This window comes from Paenisporosarcina sp. NPDC076907, from assembly GCF_050269735.1.
Classification (GTDB): Bacteria; Bacillota; Bacilli; order Bacillales_A; family Planococcaceae; genus Paenisporosarcina.
In genome coordinates this window covers 1,125,383-1,142,386 of the sequence record NZ_JBNNIX010000001.1, presented here as the reverse complement: position 1 = coordinate 1,142,386, position 17,004 = coordinate 1,125,383, and the positions used below count along the sequence as shown (strand labels likewise).

25 protein-coding genes are annotated in these 17,004 nt (G+C 42.6%); 2 read left to right on the top strand and 23 right to left on the bottom strand.

The window, feature by feature from the left end:
• Window positions 1-408: 408 nt before the first annotated feature.
• The 16 genes from ACQKEV_RS05525 to ACQKEV_RS05450 form a co-directional block, all read right to left on the bottom strand.
• Entirely contained in the window at window positions 409-1,101 is a 693-nt protein-coding gene (locus ACQKEV_RS05525) for an HNH endonuclease (protein WP_427457752.1), read from the bottom strand.
• Window positions 1,094-1,225, bottom strand: coding sequence for a hypothetical protein (locus ACQKEV_RS05520; protein WP_427444108.1), 132 nt, complete (start codon window positions 1,223-1,225; stop codon window positions 1,094-1,096). Before ACQKEV_RS05520 ends, ACQKEV_RS05525 begins: the two co-directional genes overlap by 8 nt.
• A 22-nt stretch (window positions 1,226-1,247) precedes the next feature.
• On the bottom strand, window positions 1,248-1,565 hold the full coding sequence (locus ACQKEV_RS05515) for a hypothetical protein (protein ID WP_427444106.1): 318 nt from the start codon (window positions 1,563-1,565) through the stop codon (window positions 1,248-1,250).
• 90 nt (window positions 1,566-1,655) lie between these two features.
• A complete protein-coding gene (locus ACQKEV_RS05510; protein WP_427444104.1) occupies window positions 1,656-3,239 on the bottom strand; it encodes a phage tail protein in 1,584 nt (527 codons plus the stop codon).
• Between the two features lie 601 nt (window positions 3,240-3,840).
• Window positions 3,841-4,191 carry a hypothetical protein gene (locus ACQKEV_RS05505; protein WP_427444103.1) on the bottom strand — a complete coding sequence of 117 codons (351 nt, stop codon included), beginning with the start codon at window positions 4,189-4,191 and terminating at the stop codon, window positions 3,841-3,843.
• A gap of 64 nt (window positions 4,192-4,255) precedes the next feature.
• The gene (locus ACQKEV_RS05500; protein WP_427444101.1) at window positions 4,256-4,498 is read right to left on the bottom strand and encodes a hypothetical protein; all 243 of its coding nucleotides are present in this window, start codon (window positions 4,496-4,498) and stop codon (window positions 4,256-4,258) included.
• Between the two features lie 31 nt (window positions 4,499-4,529).
• Window positions 4,530-4,775: a helix-turn-helix domain-containing protein gene (locus ACQKEV_RS05495; protein WP_427444100.1), complete on the bottom strand. Its 246-nt coding sequence runs from the start codon at window positions 4,773-4,775 to the stop codon at window positions 4,530-4,532.
• Between the two features lie 102 nt (window positions 4,776-4,877).
• On the bottom strand, window positions 4,878-5,585 hold the full coding sequence (locus ACQKEV_RS05490) for a hypothetical protein (RefSeq protein WP_427444098.1): 708 nt from the start codon (window positions 5,583-5,585) through the stop codon (window positions 4,878-4,880).
• 41 nt (window positions 5,586-5,626) lie between these two features.
• On the bottom strand, window positions 5,627-5,797 hold the full coding sequence (locus ACQKEV_RS05485) for a hypothetical protein (RefSeq protein WP_427444096.1): 171 nt from the start codon (window positions 5,795-5,797) through the stop codon (window positions 5,627-5,629).
• An 11-nt stretch (window positions 5,798-5,808) separates the two neighbouring features.
• The gene (locus tag ACQKEV_RS05480; protein WP_427444094.1) at window positions 5,809-7,014 is read right to left on the bottom strand and encodes a DEAD/DEAH box helicase family protein; all 1,206 of its coding nucleotides are present in this window, start codon (window positions 7,012-7,014) and stop codon (window positions 5,809-5,811) included.
• 297 nt (window positions 7,015-7,311) lie between these two features.
• On the bottom strand, window positions 7,312-7,578 hold the full coding sequence (locus tag ACQKEV_RS05475) for a hypothetical protein (protein WP_427444092.1): 267 nt from the start codon (window positions 7,576-7,578) through the stop codon (window positions 7,312-7,314).
• Window positions 7,579-7,593: 15 nt separating this feature from the next.
• Complete coding sequence (locus tag ACQKEV_RS05470; RefSeq protein ID WP_427444090.1) at window positions 7,594-7,830, bottom strand: helix-turn-helix domain-containing protein; 237 nt, start codon at window positions 7,828-7,830, stop codon at window positions 7,594-7,596.
• A gap of 938 nt (window positions 7,831-8,768) precedes the next feature.
• Window positions 8,769-8,918 carry a hypothetical protein gene (locus ACQKEV_RS05465; protein ID WP_427444088.1) on the bottom strand — a complete coding sequence of 50 codons (150 nt, stop codon included), beginning with the start codon at window positions 8,916-8,918 and terminating at the stop codon, window positions 8,769-8,771.
• 35 nt (window positions 8,919-8,953) lie between these two features.
• Window positions 8,954-9,265 (bottom strand): hypothetical protein, encoded by a 312-nt coding sequence (locus ACQKEV_RS05460; RefSeq protein ID WP_427444086.1) that lies wholly within the window; start codon window positions 9,263-9,265, stop codon window positions 8,954-8,956.
• Window positions 9,266-9,283: 18 nt separating this feature from the next.
• On the bottom strand, window positions 9,284-9,421 hold the full coding sequence (locus ACQKEV_RS05455) for a hypothetical protein (protein ID WP_427444084.1): 138 nt from the start codon (window positions 9,419-9,421) through the stop codon (window positions 9,284-9,286).
• Between the two features lie 16 nt (window positions 9,422-9,437).
• Window positions 9,438-9,737 (bottom strand): hypothetical protein, encoded by a 300-nt coding sequence (locus tag ACQKEV_RS05450; RefSeq protein WP_427444083.1) that lies wholly within the window; start codon window positions 9,735-9,737, stop codon window positions 9,438-9,440.
• Window positions 9,738-9,911: 174 nt separating this feature from the next.
• On the opposite strand from ACQKEV_RS05450, the gene ACQKEV_RS05445 reads away from it, so the two are divergent.
• Together ACQKEV_RS05445 and ACQKEV_RS05440 are read left to right on the top strand one after the other, a co-directional pair.
• Complete coding sequence (locus tag ACQKEV_RS05445) at window positions 9,912-10,148, top strand: hypothetical protein (protein WP_427444081.1); 237 nt, start codon at window positions 9,912-9,914, stop codon at window positions 10,146-10,148.
• A 56-nt stretch (window positions 10,149-10,204) separates the two neighbouring features.
• On the top strand, window positions 10,205-10,555 hold the full coding sequence (locus tag ACQKEV_RS05440) for a hypothetical protein (protein ID WP_427444079.1): 351 nt from the start codon (window positions 10,205-10,207) through the stop codon (window positions 10,553-10,555).
• 40 nt (window positions 10,556-10,595) lie between these two features.
• Here ACQKEV_RS05440 and ACQKEV_RS05435 read toward each other — a convergent pair whose 3' ends face one another.
• The 7 genes from ACQKEV_RS05435 to ACQKEV_RS05405 form a co-directional block, all read right to left on the bottom strand.
• A complete protein-coding gene (locus tag ACQKEV_RS05435) occupies window positions 10,596-11,183 on the bottom strand; it encodes a hypothetical protein (RefSeq protein ID WP_427444077.1) in 588 nt (195 codons plus the stop codon).
• A gap of 14 nt (window positions 11,184-11,197) precedes the next feature.
• A complete protein-coding gene (locus ACQKEV_RS05430; protein ID WP_427444075.1) occupies window positions 11,198-11,797 on the bottom strand; it encodes a replication-relaxation family protein in 600 nt (199 codons plus the stop codon).
• Entirely contained in the window at window positions 11,739-12,626 is an 888-nt protein-coding gene (locus tag ACQKEV_RS05425; RefSeq protein WP_427444073.1) for an FtsK/SpoIIIE domain-containing protein, read from the bottom strand. Before ACQKEV_RS05425 ends, ACQKEV_RS05430 begins: the two co-directional genes overlap by 59 nt.
• 742 nt (window positions 12,627-13,368) lie before the next feature.
• Window positions 13,369-13,785 carry a stress protein gene (locus ACQKEV_RS05420; RefSeq protein ID WP_427444071.1) on the bottom strand — a complete coding sequence of 139 codons (417 nt, stop codon included), beginning with the start codon at window positions 13,783-13,785 and terminating at the stop codon, window positions 13,369-13,371.
• 67 nt (window positions 13,786-13,852) lie between these two features.
• Window positions 13,853-14,815 (bottom strand): tyrosine-type recombinase/integrase, encoded by a 963-nt coding sequence (locus tag ACQKEV_RS05415; protein ID WP_427444069.1) that lies wholly within the window; start codon window positions 14,813-14,815, stop codon window positions 13,853-13,855.
• Between the two features lie 478 nt (window positions 14,816-15,293).
• Window positions 15,294-16,004 (bottom strand): tyrosine-type recombinase/integrase, encoded by a 711-nt coding sequence (locus tag ACQKEV_RS05410; RefSeq protein WP_427444067.1) that lies wholly within the window; start codon window positions 16,002-16,004, stop codon window positions 15,294-15,296.
• 657 nt (window positions 16,005-16,661) lie between these two features.
• Entirely contained in the window at window positions 16,662-16,838 is a 177-nt protein-coding gene (locus ACQKEV_RS05405; RefSeq protein ID WP_427444065.1) for a hypothetical protein, read from the bottom strand.
• Window positions 16,839-17,004 lie beyond the last annotated feature (166 nt).

Sequence of the window (17,004 nt, the reverse complement as noted above, 5' to 3'; positions counted from 1 at the left end):
TCATATCAAGGCTTCGTAAATCTCTAACGTTGGACATCTAGCCGAGCGTTTGCCTTGCTTTCTCGCCACTGCCTACGAGCAACCGAATCAGCGCAAGATTTACAGTATTTCTGACGATTGCTATTCGGTATGAATGCGTGATGACACCGCGAGCAATCCTTCGTTACTGCTTCGCTCTCGCCCTTTACCGACTTTAACGGATGCTCTTTCGATAGAGCCTCGATATAGTCGTTGTACAGGATTTCATCGGAAGGTAACACGCTCGTTACGAAGTAAGGACACGTATTAGATTCGATTCTATCCGTTTGAATATCGACGATACATTTAGCGAACGGGCATGTATCGCAGCCATAGTTCACGCAATCGGCTCTCGCTTTCCTGCCTAGCTTACTGCGTAATGAATACCGTTCACGTTTGTTCATCGTCGTCTACCTCCGCAACTTCCGCGTAGAACTCTTTGGCGACTTCTTCCGGTGTACGCCCGCTGAACCTCGCTACATATATGAAAATGAAGTCGAGCATAGCGCCAGTAAACGGCTTGTGCATCAGGTAGAATTCGATTAACGGTCGCTTATTCTTCTTCGCGTTACAAGAAGCACAAGATATCGCAAGGTTTGATACGTGGTGCCTTGATCCTTCGCGCGACATCGGGATAATATGTTCCAGGTGAAACGTACCGGTTTCTTCCGATTCCTCGATATTACAGTAGGCGCAACGCCCCTCAAATAGTTCGAATATCTGCGCGACTTCTTCTTTCGTCGTTTCGATTTCGATGTCATAGAGTTTCTGTTTCGCTTTCAGACGATGAAACGCTTTGTGCGGAATAGGTTCGCTGCTCTTATTGCAACCCTTACAACGTGATCCGACCCCGTTAGGCTTCCTAGAATCTCTTTTAAACAACGCAAAAGGCTTTATCTCACCGCAGATAATACATTCGCGTTCTGTTTCCCCTACGAATACCTTCGGCGGCTTTCGATTCCTAGTGATTGACGAGTTTCTGCACGATTTACATAGCCTCGCGTAACCATTTTTACTTCGTTTATGTTTCACGAAATCCTCGATAGGCTTATTCTCTTCACATTTACGGCAAGTTCTACGCATATACAGTCGCCTCTATCCGGTCGATTGTCTGCGATGTTTTTTCGTTCATTTCTCTTATTTCTGCTAACATTATTTGAACCTTTTCGTTAAACTGCTCTGTTGTCATATTCGTAGTCATTATCATTATCATTTTTCCCCTTTCGACTCTATACCGCTTTAATTGTGATGTTCTTTTCGTCCAGTAACTCGACGAGCATTTTTGCTAACGTGCCTTTTGATTCGCGTATTACGTTGATTTCCGTTTTGAGGTAATCATCTGCCGTCTTAAATAAGACATCGACGTTCTCGTAATTTCGGAGTGTGCTGATGAGACCCTTAAAGGCAGGGTAAGTGCGATTTGTTTTGAAGTACGTAAATTCGCGTGATGTCACTAGATGGTCGTCTGTTACGGTGACAATCAGACTAAAGTGACCTGGTGCGTGCCGATGTAATTCCTGCTCGACCTCGATTGTTCTTCGCGTCATGCTCTATTCCTCCTCGTTTATCTTTTTTGGCGGGCTTTAATTTAAGCCCATATGAAAAGCCCCGCGGTAGTTAAACCGCGAAGCATCATGTTATCTCCACTCCATTGCCAGTTGTTGCATGCTCTGTTTTTGTTTTCTAGCAATTTCAGCAGGTGTATAGTTTTGAGTCGTAAATGTGTTTGTTTGATTTACTACGACACCACCGTTTGCTTTATTGCCTCCGCCATCGCTAACTTTTATGCTTTGACTAAGCCCCCCGGCACCTTTAGGCGTGCTATAAGCCATTACCGGCACTTGTGGCGTCATGAGGTTACCCATTTCCGCAGCCGTGCTGACGATTTTTCCTTTCATCGCATCGATACCGTTGACCCAACCTTTAATCATGTTGACTCCGATCATGTCTCGCATGTATCTTGACGGCGAATTGATATCAAAGAGATTCGTGAAGACGTCTTTAACCGAATTTGCAATTTCTTTTGCCTTGTCGACTAGCCCGCCAGCCATTGAACCAATACCGCGAATCAAGCCTTCTATAATGTTCTTACCGGTTTCTACGAGGTCAATCGCTTTTAAGAATGCCAGTATCGCGTCCCATTTCTCTTTAAACGTGCCTTTGACGTTCTCTAAGTTAGTAGCGATGTAATCCTTTATCGAGCCGAGAATCGAGGAAAATAAGCCTTTCAGCGCATTTAAGCTACCGTCTGCAAACGATTTGATTGCGTCAAAGGTCTTCGCGAAGATTCCTTTAATCGCGTCCCAGGCGCCTTGCCAATCGCCACGGAATACCGCAAGCCACGCTTCGACTAGTCCGAGTACGACGTTCATTACCGTTTTGAAAACGAGTTTTATCGCTTCCCAAAAGATTTGTACGACCGCCTTGATTGCCGCGAATGCAATTTCGAACGCGAGTTTCAAGTTGTTTAACTGCGTTTTTACGAGTAAGCTGATGGCGTCCCATGCGACCTTAACGTAGGTCATGATTTGCTTGCCGTTTTCATCCCAAAACTTCGCAAATTGTTGCATCATGTCTTTACCGAATTTAACAAGTCCGTCGATTGCCTTTATTGCTACGTCTTTTATCGTGTTCCAAGCCGCTATGAACGTATCTTTAAGGAACGAAAGAACCGTATCGACCGCATTTTTAAACCAATCGAAACGCTTGTACATATAAATAAAGCCGGCAACTAGTCCGACGATAACCGCAGTAACGAGCAGTACCGTTGCCATCATGGCCGCAAAGCCCGTGACAATCGGACCAATTACGAGCCATAACGCACTGAACGCAGCGGTTAAGCCTCCGGTTAATCCGATACCTATTGCAAGCGGCGCGAGGATTAACGTTAAAGCCGGTAGTAAAAGTACGAACCCTGCAATTAATTTCGCAATTGTTGGATGCGCTTCGTTAAACTTGGTTATCAAATCTGCAACGTGCCCGATAAACTCGAACACTGGCTCCATTACGTCCGCAAATAATTGAATCATCGGCTCGAACGCCTTGCCGACGCTATTCTTCATATTCTTAAATGCTTCGGCGTATCCCTTATCTAAGTCCATTGCGCCTTTATGCATCGCTCTATAGAAGACGAATGCCCCAGCCGCCGCAATTAATGCAACTCCAGCAAAACGCGTCAGACCTTGATTGATAAGCATCGTCATATCTTGTAACGATTTCATTGAAGCTGTTGGTCCTAGCCTTTTAAGCGCTAGCACGGATGCTTTACCGTTAAACGCAATCTTGTTAAGACTGTCAGCAACCGCAAGACCCGCCTTATTGACGCTATATAACGGATTGCCCAGGCGATCGAACTCCGCCGATATCTTACTCGCCTGTGTCGAGCGATTTAACATCGATCCGACCGTTTTGAAGAACGATGCCTTCATTAATTCGTTGTTATTAATCATCGACTCGGTAACAGTCTTGTGCTCCTTGCCCATTTTCGCAACATCACTTACAAACTCGGCGGTTGTACCTTGGTAATCTTTAGCACCTTGCGCCATTTGGAAGTACCCGTATTTAATTTTCGTCATATCGTCAGCAAAGCCCATTAACGACTCGCGTTGATTCGTGAATGCCGTTTTCATTTCCGTCGCCATTCCAAACGCTTCCGCACTCATGCCCTGCATTACCTTCGCAGAAGTTACTCCTAATCCGGTAAGATCCCTAGTTGCCGTCGATAAATTCTTTTGTAGACCCGCAATATTCGCTCCAACTGTGACCAATATATTTTCGTTCATTTCCTCACTCCTTTTTAATTAAAAAGAAGCCTACGGATTGCTAACCGTTTGGCCTCTTACTTTTAGCTTTTCGTAATTCGTATTCCGGTACCTTCGTTTTCGCTTGAAGTATTAAGATTTCCGCCTGGCGACCGTTTCCTTGCGAGGCTGCAATGAGCGCCTTACGTGTTAATTGGAAAGCGTCACGGATTAGGGATAAATGCTTACCGTCTTCCTTCGAAAGTTTCAATGCCTTCAATTCGCGTTCAGCTTGCGATACTTTATTTGCAGCGTTTATATATGCCTCTTTCAATTCCTCTGCGGTGACGTTGTCTTCTTCTTTTGAAGCGACATATGCGCCTACCGTTCCTAAATCTCCGATGATTCTTAAAATGTCGTTTGTCGTATTCATATAAATCCCCTCTCGTTTTACTCCATAATAAAAAGCCTTCCGGTATTGATCCGAAGGGCTTAGTTTACTGATGCTTCCGTTCTATGCTCGCTAGCACGTCGATTACAAATGCGCGTAAAACGTCACGCGTGACTCCGTAGTTTGCTTTCGGACTGCATTGCCGCGTAATGTCTAGCACAACTTTGGTGACGTACTTTTCACGCTTTTCTTCCGGCATAACTAAATAAGATTTCATATTCGTAGTTGTTTCAACGTACTCGCCAACATCTAATAAAAATAATTCTGTGTCGTCTAAATCGTAGTACACTTCATTTCCTCGCTTTCCTATTGACTTTCGACTAACCTTGACGTAAAGTTATAATATGGTGTTCTTCGTCTAATTTTTGATAACTAGACAAAAATAAGAAATAGCTATCATCGAGTGGGAACGCGTGCGCATATGCCGCGCGAATTTCGGGCGATGCTTCCTTGTGACCGTTTTCGATAGCACTAATATAGCTTGGCGAGAAATTTAATGCTTCCGCTGCTTCTCTTACCGTCAGATTCTTCCAAAGTCTAATCTTTTTAAATCTGTTTTCTTTCATTCAAGTTCACCTCCATATCTTATTAGTCACTTTGTTCACTAAAAGCCTAAAAAATAGTTGAATTTGTTGCTCTCATATATAGTCGAGTTGGTCGCAGCTAAATTAATAGTAATGACGTCGCTCAAACATCTGCGCTCTCTTGCGTTCAACTTCCAATTTCTCCGCGCCATACCTCGCCAATAGGTCGTCTTCAATTTCGCTGGCACTCCTTTTAATCGTTTTCATTTCCGTTGTTTTACGTAATTTCTCCGATAGGTCTACCGCGAATGGAACTACGTTATCATAACCGTCATAGTCGATAATCTGCGCTGCCTTCTTCTTACCGCCCATTTTCGCGTTCATTAAGTCCCTTGCGACTACTTCTTCGAAATTATCACCGTATGAGTACGCCCCATTCTTACGATCACTTTCGAACATATGGAACTCGTTAGCCCAAAACGGATATTCTAGCCCTTGCGCATAGTATAAATCTTCATATGAAAGACGTTTCGGCTTTCCTTCACTCTCTAATTTACGGCGATACGCTTTCAAAACGATGTCCTTGCCTGTTTTGCAATCGTCTGAACACGTCAGCGAACTATTATTCTTTGTAACATCACGGTAGTAGTAACCGCAAAACTGGCAACGTCTAACCTTTTTATCGTCGATTTCCTCGAAATTTCCGTTAACTAAATCCTCGACTAACTCCTCTACGTGGTTTAACGTCAATTCCTCTACATATCGCATAGCAAAATCAACGGCACCTGTACCTGGATCTACCTTCAATGCAGTCGTTAAAATTTCTCCTTTTTTCGCTTTAATTGATACCATTGTCATTTTCCCCGTTTCTGTGGTTTTTTGGCTGTTGCTAGTTACTTCTTATTTGTTATCGCACCGAAGTCTTTTCGAAGTTCTGCCGTGTCCTCAAAGCCGAATACAACCCGACCTGCTACGCGACTAGACTGTTTTACCTCGACGACCTTATAACCTTTCGCGATTAACTCTTGCGCTACTCCGAGCGACACGATGTACTTAATTCGCATGAATAACCCTCCTATATTTCGTATTTCGCCCAACGTTCCAATAATCCACGCATCCTTTCCGATGGTATATAAGCATGAATAGCCTCACCATTGCGAATACGGCTACGGAATAGCCACTGGACTAATTCGCTGATTGCGTATAAATCTTCGTTGACGCTGATTCCGTTGTCCTGGAAGAACGCTGCCTTGTCGCGATTCATAAAGCGATTAATCAGATACGCTACGGCTCTGCGCTTTTGGTACTCGTTTGTCGCCCGTGCATTGTGTGGAATGACCGACTTTTTAAAACCTCGCGGTGTCACAAAAGACTCGACCTCTTTTAGCGTCGAAAGGTACACATCGTCTTTCTTAGCGTTGTCTGCATATCTACGGAAAAAGTTGGCCGTATTATTTCTGATTTGGTCTAGCGTATCTACGTCGTATTTCTTCAACTTCGCTTGACTTAATTCGAACTTACCCCGACCGACATCGTTCATTTTTCCGTCGTATACCTCGATTAAAGCGAATAGTTCCGCACGATTCTCGCGTTTTACATCGTGTTCACATAACTCGTATCTATCTCCGACTTTCTGAACGCCTTTATAGTCGTACTTCAAATCGAACATATCGAAGTAATAACGTTGCATTTGACAATTAAACAGATACGTCAGCACGATTGCTTTAGGGAACGCTCGGAATACTGCCGGCGGGAACGCCCATACCATGAATGAACCGCGGAATAAATAGAGGTTGCCCGCCTGTGCAAGTTCTCGAATGTCGCGGTATCGGCTATTATCGTGTGAATCGCCTGTCCAATCTACGCGCATATCCTCGTTAATTACGATGTCGCCATTCGATTGCAACCGTTTGATATCTGCCGACTTAATCGATACGCTTTCCACTACGTCGAATACTTCGTCTAAAATTAGCGTGTAGCCCGATTGTTCTAGTAATTCGACCACTTCGTCGTCAGCGCGTGAGAATAGCGCGTGCGTGCTTACAATGTCGCGATTAGATGCGATTAGACGTTTCAAGTCGTCTAGCTTCGATGTATCATTGAATATCGTCGGCTCGACAAATGTACGATCTTTTACGCTTTCTTTAATACGTGCGACCTCGGTAAGAAATGGCGTAATAAATATGAAGTTATCCGTCGGTCCAGCTTCGTTCATGTGCTGAATCGCCCATTGCGTCTTTCCTGCGCCCATTACCGAATCGACTACCGTTATTTCTGTCATTTAAATTCCTCCTCGATTTTTGCAAGACCACATACGTTTTAGCGACAATTCCGTCGCAGAATTCTTTCAAAACGTTGATATACCGCGGTTTGTAGCGTGTCTCCCTTAAATAAATATAGCTTTGTTTTTAATTGTTCAAGACGACATCTTTTTGTCGGATTGACTTGCGTTAGCAAGGTATTATTTCGCCTGTCGTTCCGACTTAAAACATGGCTCATGCAAAGCATTCGCAGATGTTAAATACCAACGATAATCGTTTATATAAGTGCTAACGATATAAGTACAAATAACCGCCAATTAATAGCCGTATTTATCCGATTTGTCTTTACGCTCGATAACATCCGTAATTACGCCTTTCATACATATCGTTAACTGGCGCTTAGATACACCCATTAAGTGACCGTCTTTTAAAGCGTCTACCGCAAAGTGCATAAGTTTGTCGATACAATCGGGATCACCGCATAACGCTATATCTCCTTTGGCAGTCGACCACATTCCGCCTTGTCCGATTTCCAACCCGCAAAATAAACATTCGCCTCTTAAGAAATTTTTCGATAATCTCACCCATATCCGCCCCTTTTATTTGATTGCGTCTTGCATACGTCTGTATTCCGTGTCTGCTGCGATGATTGCTTGTAGCTTCTCCGGTGTTAAGTCGAGTGCTGCGGTGATTTTATAAATAAACGACTGCGTTACTGCCTTGCTACCGCCTTCAACTTGCGCGATATATGGCTGACTAACGTTGAGTAGTTCGGCTAACTGCGCCTGGTTCAAGCCGTAAAACTTACGGATCGTTGCGATTGTCTGACCGTTCATGGTTTCACATCCTTTAGTGGTAATTTTCTATAACTAAGTGATTAAATAAAAAGAACGCCAATGACTGGCGGAATTACCTCTTATAATGTAAAGCCGTCAAACGCGGTATTTTATACTAACCTTCATAATGTAAAGCAATCTGCGACGGTATTTTTCACCAACGAAAGTTTTTCTCGTAATGCTAAGGTGACTAGCGCGGTGTTTTTCACCAGTCTTCAAAAGGTAAGGCGCAAAACGATGATTTTAACAGTGTAATTAACGTAATTTCAGTAAATTTTCTCGCGTAAGTAAATTACCTCTTCATAAAATAAGATAGAAACTCACCAATAAAATGGGTTCCTCTACTCTTTAAGGGCAACAATTCGCGGAAAATGTAGGTAGATATTTACCTATTCAAAAAATAAGATAGAAATACGGCTAAAATGTAGGTATCTATAATGTAAAGGCAACTAACAACGTAAAACTTGAAAGAAAGTACCCTTTCACTTTACTGGTGCCGAAAACGTCTTTTTCCCAACCTAAAGGTAAAAAGTTTTTCTCATAATGTATAGGCAACTAACGGCTTAAAAAATGGCGACAAAATTTCCTCCCTTACTTACTACTGCGAGTTCATAGCGGATAGTTGCGATATCGAGTGCGTAAGTTTTTCCGTTCTTATTACTTTATAGACAACAAATTTAAGCATTTGCGACATTAACTTTCGCCCCCTACTACATCTGCCCCATTTTCTCATGCAGATTGCGACATTTATTACGAAAGTTTTCCGCTCTTATTACGGTATAGACCCGTAAACTTACGAATTGCAACATTGAACGCAAAAAAGAAGCGTCCGCCAAGTACGCCCCTAATTCCTATATAAACACGCCCGACACTCGATTCATCCCCGTCTATAATTTATCTAACCGCGCCAACGGTTTTATTTATGCTATAACGTCTGATTACTCCTCGTCTTCTACGTTGTCAATAAACATGGTCAACTCGCTAAGAATGCCCGTTACTAATGCCGGGTTATCTATTTCCTTCTGCGACCGTTTGATAACGTCGTAAAGATCCTCCGCTTGCTTTTTCAGCTTTTCTAATTTGTTCATTAATTCTCACCGCCTGCTTTTAGATTCTTTTTTCTTTATACAGCGATAGCTACTTTAAATTGGAAACGATTGCGATGTAGTGCGCTAAATAATTCCGCTGGCTTCACTGAATCCCAGTCAATCAAGATTTGCGCCATTTCTTCCGTTAGTAAGAATTCGAAGTATTGGTCGTCGATACGCAATACCCCTTGCTCACTTTCTTCGTATAAATCAACAGTTACGCCCTCAACGATTGGTAGCGTGTAGGTCGTTTCATTCCAATCCGTATCGATGACTTCGATTCGTTTTTGTAGACCTGCCAGTAGTACGTCCTTTGCCGAAATTAATTGTAGGTTGATGTTTTCCATATTTATCGCCTCCGAATTTTAGATTGAAAGTGCCGTCAATAAAACGATTATTGCAACAAGGATGTAAGGGACGTAAAACCAACATAGTTCACTTACCGGTATTTCTTCGTCTGCATCCGCTAGGAAGTATTCACTAATGCTTCGTATCACCTTCATTTCCGACTACCTCCGATTAATGTATTTGCGCTGCTAAAGTTTTCGCGAGTTCTGCGACTGTCATCGTGGCTAACTTCGCCAGGTTGATACCTTCAACGCTTGCACCCGAAATGCTAATATCGATTATGCACGAAGTATCCGTCTTGACTGTCGACTGATCGTCGGCGATAGCTTCCTCGAAGCAATGAAAGCCAAATCCTGTTGGACCGCTATAAAGCACGATATGAGGCGTTAGCAAGTAACCTTGTTCAGTGTCGGAACATATTTCGTTTGTGACCGGATCGAAGTCCGTATGTTGCAAAGTGATTTTTTTCATTCGCTCAACTCCTTTTAGTTTTACGTTATTACCGTATTACGTAATTCTATTATTACTATATCACCGTACTTTATGTATGTAAAGGCCTAAATAGAATAAAATTTAATTTATTTTATGTAATTGCGTAAATACATAATTGTGGTGCATACTATATAAAAGGAATGTACGAAGGGAGTGTCTAAAATTACTATTAAACTGACTATAGATAAGGCTGCAAATGCTCGCGGAATCACTACGCAGATACAACTGGCGCAAGAAATACAAAAGAAGACCGGCGTAACTTTACGTCCTGCGACGATCAGCGATTTATATAGAAACAATAAAGAAGCGATTAGTAAAAAGAATTTACTACTTGTTATGCGCGGTCTTGAAATTACGGACTTTAACGAAGTTCTTACAATAGAAGAATAAGAAGACGCCCTTTCTCCTTGCGAGTTTGGGCGATTTTTATATGCGGAGGTATTGCGATGTTAATTCCCGAAGAGAGTTTGCCTTACTTTGAAAGAATGATTTATTTACCGATGGTACTTACTGTCCTGGAACACGACCGAGTTAAATTCGAGCAATTAGACGTAAAGTTACCGCGGCCGTATCTGAATTTAATCGACGGTGCAATTAAAGCAGCTCAGAACGATCTTAAAGAAACGAAGCAATACATGCGCCAGCATAATAATAAAATTACGCGCGACAACAACGACGGCACTACGACGTCCTATACGTTTTACTTTAAAGGATACGAGCACCATCGTCGGTATCTCAACGTACGTCTGCGTAATCGAACGGAGGAACTACTAACCGTTTATCTAGCGAAATCATAAACGCCCCGAACTCGTAATGAGCGCAGGGCGTTCTTTTTATTTATACGGATTCACCGACTACGCGCAACATCTGTAAGAATAACGGTGACATCTGTATTAATACGTATCCTAGTCCGGCATTCATAATCATTGACCACGCCTTTTCGGAGTTACCGAACATAAAGAAGAAACATGCGCCAATCATAATTACGCTAGCAATCGGAAAACTCACCGCAACAAGAATATCAATTAAGGGCTGCATAACATTCGCGAGTGCTTCGAGCGATTTGTCAGCGATGATACCGGTCTGAATAAATTCGGGCGATGACACGGGCATATACGATGGATTTTGTGCGAGTGCGTTAAGGGCGGGTTCAACCGGTGTTTGTGCGATTACATCGACGGCGGTTTGTGGTACCGGTATTGGCGGCGGTGCTTGGATGGCTGCGGCGACCGGTATGCTTGTGGCGGTATACGTATCGGTGCTAACGGTTAACTTGCTGACGACTATCGGTATGGCTACGGCTAAAGGTAAAGCTGCAGCGATTATCGTTCTCTTAGTAGCGTATTTACTTTCGTCCATGCGATCCGAGAAGTCTGTATATTGGCTTTCGGGAACAACCTCGATTTTCATTCTCTTCTTAAACAAACTTTTTCCTCCCTTTATTTGAGTTCGTTAATCGTATACACTTTCACGTTTGGCAATCCGCCGCACACCTCTTGTAGTTGCTTACGTCTCAATTCCGTAGTAGTAAGCCATACAACCGTCGGAAAATGACCTAGCTTTTGCGCTATCAATCCATTCTGCGCCAGTTCTTTATATCGTGCGATTTTAATGCGGTTCTCTTTCATCTGCTGGCTGTTGTCGACTTCTAAGAAGTGATATTGCAGTTGCTTCATAAACATCGCATCGACGATAACGGTCGCCCTTCCGTCAGATACTTTGACTTCGTTTTTCCAATCCGGAGGACACGCGACAAATAACCAATATTCATTACGCATTATTGCGTGCTGGACGTGACCGCCCTTTTTGCGTATCTTCTCGCAGCCAACGTATTCACGCCCGTCTTTGCTTAGATAATAAACGGACTGATAACCGTCGCGTATTCTTAAAAGGTAAGGCGATAAGCGCTCGAGTATTTTATTTGTGTTCCGAACCGTACCGAATTTAAAATAACGATTTAACTGATCCCGCGTTAAGAAGTCAAAGCGTTTCAAAAGTAACAGTATCCGTTCGTCGCGGTTGCTCAATCGCTTTCTCAACCGTCGGCACCTCCTTTTTCACGATATAAGGCGCAAGTGTCGTCTGAATAATATCGGAGGTAATCAATGGTGTTTGCAGTATTTCACGTCCTGCGGCAGTCTGATAAATGGCGCGACCTACGATTTGCGGTAAGTCTTCCGCGCCAGTTTCGTCCAGTACAACCCTTGACGCTGTTGCCGATTGAACACGGAATGATAACTTTGCGTCGGAATTCTGCTTACACTGACGCGGAATTACATCGCCAGTCGGATATTGAGTCGCGAGTATCTGACGGAATCCTAGACCCGCCCCTAACCGCGCTATTTGCGACATAAGCGTCTGACACTGGATTTTAAGCGCCTTATCTTCTTTGTTAGTTGCCTCTGCCGGATTGAGTTCGCCGACTTCATCGATAATCACGAAGCAACGTTCTTTGATTCCGGCTTCCTGGACGTTTTTCTTACCGAGTGACCGCACTTTACCTTGATTTTCACGCATAAGGTCGTATGCAGCTTGTAAAGTTTCTAGCGCCTCTGATGGCTCGTAGGCAATCGATACTGTCTGCTTGATATTCTCGTAGTCACATAATTCGATACCGCCTTTTAAGTCGATAAGAAACAACTTAACGTAATCCGGTTGACTCTGAAGTAAACTCGTAATCATCGAATTTATGAAGTTACTTTTACCGTATCTAGTTGCACCGCCTAATACTAAGTGCGGTATGCGCTCGAAATCGTGATAGCGGAATTCGTTTAGTCCTCGCGTAATGCCTACCGGTACTTGCCAACGTTCGCCTGATTTAAATGCGACTTCCTTCGCGAGTGGCTCGTTGTAAATACGTAGAGTCAAAAGACCGTCAAACGATAGTTCGAGTTCCTTCTTCTCCGTGAGTTTCTTATCCATTAACGCCTTAACGTTGTCGATGATATTTGCGTCTAGCTGAAGCGATTTCAAGTCGTTCACTGTAATCCGATGGCGCCTATTATTTAAACCGTCTTCCAGCGCGCGTTGTTTGCTCACATAATCGTCGAAAGAACGCCCTAGCGGTATGCGGTACTTGTATTCCCATCCCCATTCGTGCTCTTTCTTTCGGATTAGCTGCGTTGTCAACGTGTCCTTGCCGTCTTTCACATTTAAACCGGATAACGATATGATGCGTTGAATTTTAGCGCTATCATTTGTCGCTAACCCGTTCTTCTTCGCAAATGCTTTTAAAGCAATTCCGCCCATAATTCCCGTCGAGATTATTTCGAAAATCATTCGACCATCCTTTCATAATGTCTCACGCCACGGAGGGTTATCTATAATAATAGAGTTCCGCCAATCGAGAACCTTCAAAACAGTCGATTAACCCTAGATACGATTGAGAATTTCAGTTCCCGATACTTGTCGTGACGTGGATTTTAAACTGGAACACGATCAGGAACACTTTTTCCGTGACTACTTTCCTTTATTCTGCATTTACGATTTAACTTAATTACCGAAAAGCGTTTCTACGTAAGTTATGTATGTATGTGATAAATAATGCTTGTACGTCTAAAATAAAAAGCAAAAAAATGAACCTCTCCGCTAGGGAAAGGCTCGTTTTTAATTATTTCACTTTGTCTAACGAATCGGCGTACTTTTGGAAATCCTCGTCACTCATATCGCCGCTCATTTGTAATAAGAAGTTTCCGGCTTGATGCGTATGCGAATAGAACATCGATCCGGCGTCGCCCAGGTCATCGTAGTATGCTTTCGCTTTCGCTAAGTCCTTTTCGTTATCGAATAGGAAGATACGACCGCCTGCATCATCGCCAATTGACGGAATTAATATGCGCGTTCCTTCCTTACGCATATTCCCGAACTCTTTCTTCGGTAAGTCCGATGTTTCCCCGAGTTCTAATCCGTCATCTTTAAACTGTTGCACGACATCTGCCGTTGTAGCTGACGATCCCCCACCGTTACCGCATGCGCTCATTACCGCCAACAATATAGCCATACCGATTAACATTACGATTCTTTTCATTTCGTTTCCCCCTTTGGTTTCTTAACTATACGATAAAAACAGGTAAAAGTTTCAAAATATGTTATTTTTAATCAATACCACGCTCGATTGCGCCATCTAAATCCTTCGAGTAAATTGATACGTACTTCTTTAAGATTGACAGATCACTATGGCCCATCAACGCTTGCACAGTGAATACATCTACTCCTGCTTGAATCTTATTCTTCGCAAACGTTCTACGGAATGTGTGTGGACTTACCTGCACTTGATCGCTAATCCCTGTTTTAATTCCGTATTCACGAAGATGATATTGAATTTGCCGAATACTTATAGGTGTTTCGTTTTCGGTAATAAACAATGCGTTTGTTTTGGCGACGTGTCCCCGTACTTTCATATACGCATTTAACACGTCACACAATTGCTTAGTTAACGGAATTCTACGTCCGAATCCGTTCTTTGCTCTTTGTATATTTAGAGATTTATCCGTTAATATCACGTCTTGTATTTGAATCGCTGCTAACTCCGAAAGACGGATTCCAGTGTGTAAAAACGTCAACAAAATCGTATAATCTCGAAGTCCAGTGAACCGAGTGATATCCGGTGCTTTTAATAATTTCGCTACCTGTTGCTTAGTAAACGTGTCACCAACGACATGCCGAACTTTTAACCGCTCAATTGGATCAACCGGATTCTTACGTATGTATTTCTTCTTCACGCAAAAATTGAAAAACGTTTTAGCTGCTCGAATTCGTGCGTTAATTGTATTGCGGTTTCTTCCGATATTTACTTGGTTAACGATGAATTTTTCGAAGTATTCCGTTGTAAGTTTCTTGATATCGGTCAAATCTGCGTCGCTATCAACGAGTGACAATCGAATTTGCTTTAACTCCTTCGCATAACTCTTTATCGTCCATTCGGATAATCCTTTAATTACGCAGTAGTCGAGAAAGTTTTCTACTGCTTGGTCGAAGGATATCTTTTCAACCACATTACGGCCAGTTAACGACATGATTTCTTTTAACAACGAAGGATAAATCTTCCTACGCGACATAAAATTACCTCCTTATAACTACAATAATTCCGCTTAATGCCGTTTGTAAACCTGTTTATTTAATCGCTGAACTTAGTTGACTTCCGTTGTAATGCCCCGGTAGTACGATAACGGGGCATTATCGCGAAAGTAATGCCGTTGTAATACCTCAAAGTGATTTTTATATTTCGCGAATTTTTTTCGGGATGAAACGGCTATTTCGAAAGTCAAGACGTATGGCGACCGACTGAAAACGTTAACCCCTAAGTGATAAAAATTTGCTCGCAAGTAAAAGGTACAAGGCGATTCGTTTTTGAAATTCCGATGCCCCCCGGGGTAAATAATTTAAATTGTTTGTCCGCCGGAAACAATTCGTGTTTGAGTTGTCGAATTGTTTATACAATTAACACAAATCGTATGCAACTCTATGCAATATTTATACAAATATAAACGAGTAAAAAGACACGACCATTTGCGGTCATGCCCTCGAAAGTTACTTTTAAAATAAACGGAAGTCTTTCAGTGAGTCGCCAACTTCTTCGTCTGTGATGCCGATATAACGCTTCGTAGTCGATTGATCCGCATGATTAAAGATATTCATTAGCGTTACAACGTCGTGCGTGCGCTTGTAGTAGTGATAGCCGAATGTCTTACGCATCGTATGAGTACCGATGTCAGTACGTCCAATCATATCGGCAGCACCCGTTAGAATGCGATATGCTTGCGTTGTCGTGATATGACCGTCACCTTTACGAGAAGCAAACAGGTAGCTGTCGTTGTCCATATCGGCAGTGTAGTCGGCTATGTCCGCCATGATTGCGTTAAGATGTACCGTTCTTTCCTTCGATGTCTTGCCCTCGCGTATCTTGAATGACGACTTACCTTTAACGTCGGCTACTCGTAGCTTCACGATGTCACTGATCCGAAGTCCGGTTGATACGCCTATCTTGAATAAGAGAACGTTCCTCGCCGCAGTCTTTGGCGCTCGACCTAACGCCTCAATCATTTCCGTTATATCCTTCATTGTCCGTAGTGGCTGAACGTTGGTTAAATCGCCTTTCTTTGCGCCGTAATATGCCATCGAATACGCCCCATTTCGTAGTATGCTTATATCGTTATTATCACAATACCATACATTCGAATAAGCATCAACAACTAAGTGGCGATTTAATGCGATTCCTAACGTATGAAAATAGGTATTAGCATACATTCGCGAACCCCGTGGTTTTTGGAGGGTGATACCTGGTGAACGCCTTGCCTAACGAAAATGAACCCCTATGATCCGGCTACGTGGTAACATTTGGACACGAACGATTCAGCGTTTCTACTATAATAATATCGAAAAAGCTGAATGTTAACATTAGCGAATGTATGCTTTATACATATCGATTGCATAACAGAATTGACTACAATTGTATCGACGATTCGGAATTGTTTATACAATCGTGACAATTACGCAAAGTGTTGGCAGGTTCGCGCGCGGCTGGCATCCGTCTGATAAAAACGCCCGTTTTCGATAGCATGAACGTCGTAAAAGTCCGATAAATTACCGATATTTACCGCCACAAAACGCTGCATATAGTCCGGTGTACTCTGATGTTTTTACCCCGTGAAATGGGCGAATTTGTAACACGTTATAACTCTAAAACTAAAGCTTACTAACGCTGAAACCGCCCATAATACGACATTCGTTAATTGGCGTTTCTTCTATAAGATATCCTACGATAATGAACGCGGGCGGTTCGCAATAGTCCGCATTTTAGTTCGACTTCCCACGGATGTTACATTGACGCCGATTTATAACGTATTTAGCAATCGGACTCCAGCGCTAAAATCGGAGTCGGTATCGTCGTATATTATTAGCTTGTCAAGTTTGACTTTTGTCATCGATAATACGTCCATCTTCATCGAACTCATACCGTGATGACAACGAAGCAAACAACGCCTTTAAGAACGCTTCATACTCCGGTGTATCCTTTATGCGGTCGTGTATATTCCGTTCTGATGCACGTTTAGCTTCTTCCGTTAGTTCATCGTATTTCATGCAATATTCCTCCTTTAAGTGGTTAAGACTTTAAGTCCTAAATCGCATCTTTTCCTATCCAATATCTAACCTCTATTTCCTTGTTTGATACTTTTTCCCTGCAATACTGGTTATTTAAACCATAACTTCAGAATAAAATACATATCAGAAAGAATGAAAGGTTGAT

Bases quoted from the DNA above. Each gene is read 5' to 3' on its own strand.
- ACQKEV_RS05525 (WP_427457752.1), bottom strand. From the start codon at position 1,101: ATGCGTAGAACTTGCCGTAAATGTGAAGAGAATAAGCCTATCGAGGAT.
- ACQKEV_RS05520 (WP_427444108.1), bottom strand. From the start codon at position 1,225: ATGATAATGACTACGAATATGACAACAGAGCAGTTTAACGAAAAGGTT.
- ACQKEV_RS05515 (WP_427444106.1), bottom strand. From the start codon at position 1,565: ATGACGCGAAGAACAATCGAGGTCGAGCAGGAATTACATCGGCACGCA.
- ACQKEV_RS05510 (WP_427444104.1), bottom strand. From the start codon at position 3,239: ATGAAATCGTTACAAGATATGACGATGCTTATCAATCAAGGTCTGACG.
- ACQKEV_RS05505 (WP_427444103.1), bottom strand. From the start codon at position 4,191: ATGAATACGACAAACGACATTTTAAGAATCATCGGAGATTTAGGAACG.
- ACQKEV_RS05495 (WP_427444100.1), bottom strand. From the start codon at position 4,775: ATGAAAGAAAACAGATTTAAAAAGATTAGACTTTGGAAGAATCTGACG.
- ACQKEV_RS05490 (WP_427444098.1), bottom strand. From the start codon at position 5,585: ATGGTATCAATTAAAGCGAAAAAAGGAGAAATTTTAACGACTGCATTG.
- ACQKEV_RS05485 (WP_427444096.1), bottom strand. From the start codon at position 5,797: ATGCGAATTAAGTACATCGTGTCGCTCGGAGTAGCGCAAGAGTTAATC.
- ACQKEV_RS05480 (WP_427444094.1), bottom strand. From the start codon at position 7,014: ATGACAGAAATAACGGTAGTCGATTCGGTAATGGGCGCAGGAAAGACG.
- ACQKEV_RS05470 (WP_427444090.1), bottom strand. From the start codon at position 7,830: ATGAACGGTCAGACAATCGCAACGATCCGTAAGTTTTACGGCTTGAAC.
- ACQKEV_RS05465 (WP_427444088.1), bottom strand. From the start codon at position 8,918: ATGAACAAATTAGAAAAGCTGAAAAAGCAAGCGGAGGATCTTTACGAC.
- ACQKEV_RS05460 (WP_427444086.1), bottom strand. From the start codon at position 9,265: ATGGAAAACATCAACCTACAATTAATTTCGGCAAAGGACGTACTACTG.
- ACQKEV_RS05455 (WP_427444084.1), bottom strand. From the start codon at position 9,421: ATGAAGGTGATACGAAGCATTAGTGAATACTTCCTAGCGGATGCAGAC.
- ACQKEV_RS05450 (WP_427444083.1), bottom strand. From the start codon at position 9,737: ATGAAAAAAATCACTTTGCAACATACGGACTTCGATCCGGTCACAAAC.
- ACQKEV_RS05440 (WP_427444079.1), top strand. From the start codon at position 10,205: ATGTTAATTCCCGAAGAGAGTTTGCCTTACTTTGAAAGAATGATTTAT.
- ACQKEV_RS05420 (WP_427444071.1), bottom strand. From the start codon at position 13,785: ATGAAAAGAATCGTAATGTTAATCGGTATGGCTATATTGTTGGCGGTA.
- ACQKEV_RS05415 (WP_427444069.1), bottom strand. From the start codon at position 14,815: ATGTCGCGTAGGAAGATTTATCCTTCGTTGTTAAAAGAAATCATGTCG.
- ACQKEV_RS05410 (WP_427444067.1), bottom strand. From the start codon at position 16,004: ATGTATGCTAATACCTATTTTCATACGTTAGGAATCGCATTAAATCGC.
- ACQKEV_RS05405 (WP_427444065.1), bottom strand. From the start codon at position 16,838: ATGAAATACGATGAACTAACGGAAGAAGCTAAACGTGCATCAGAACGG.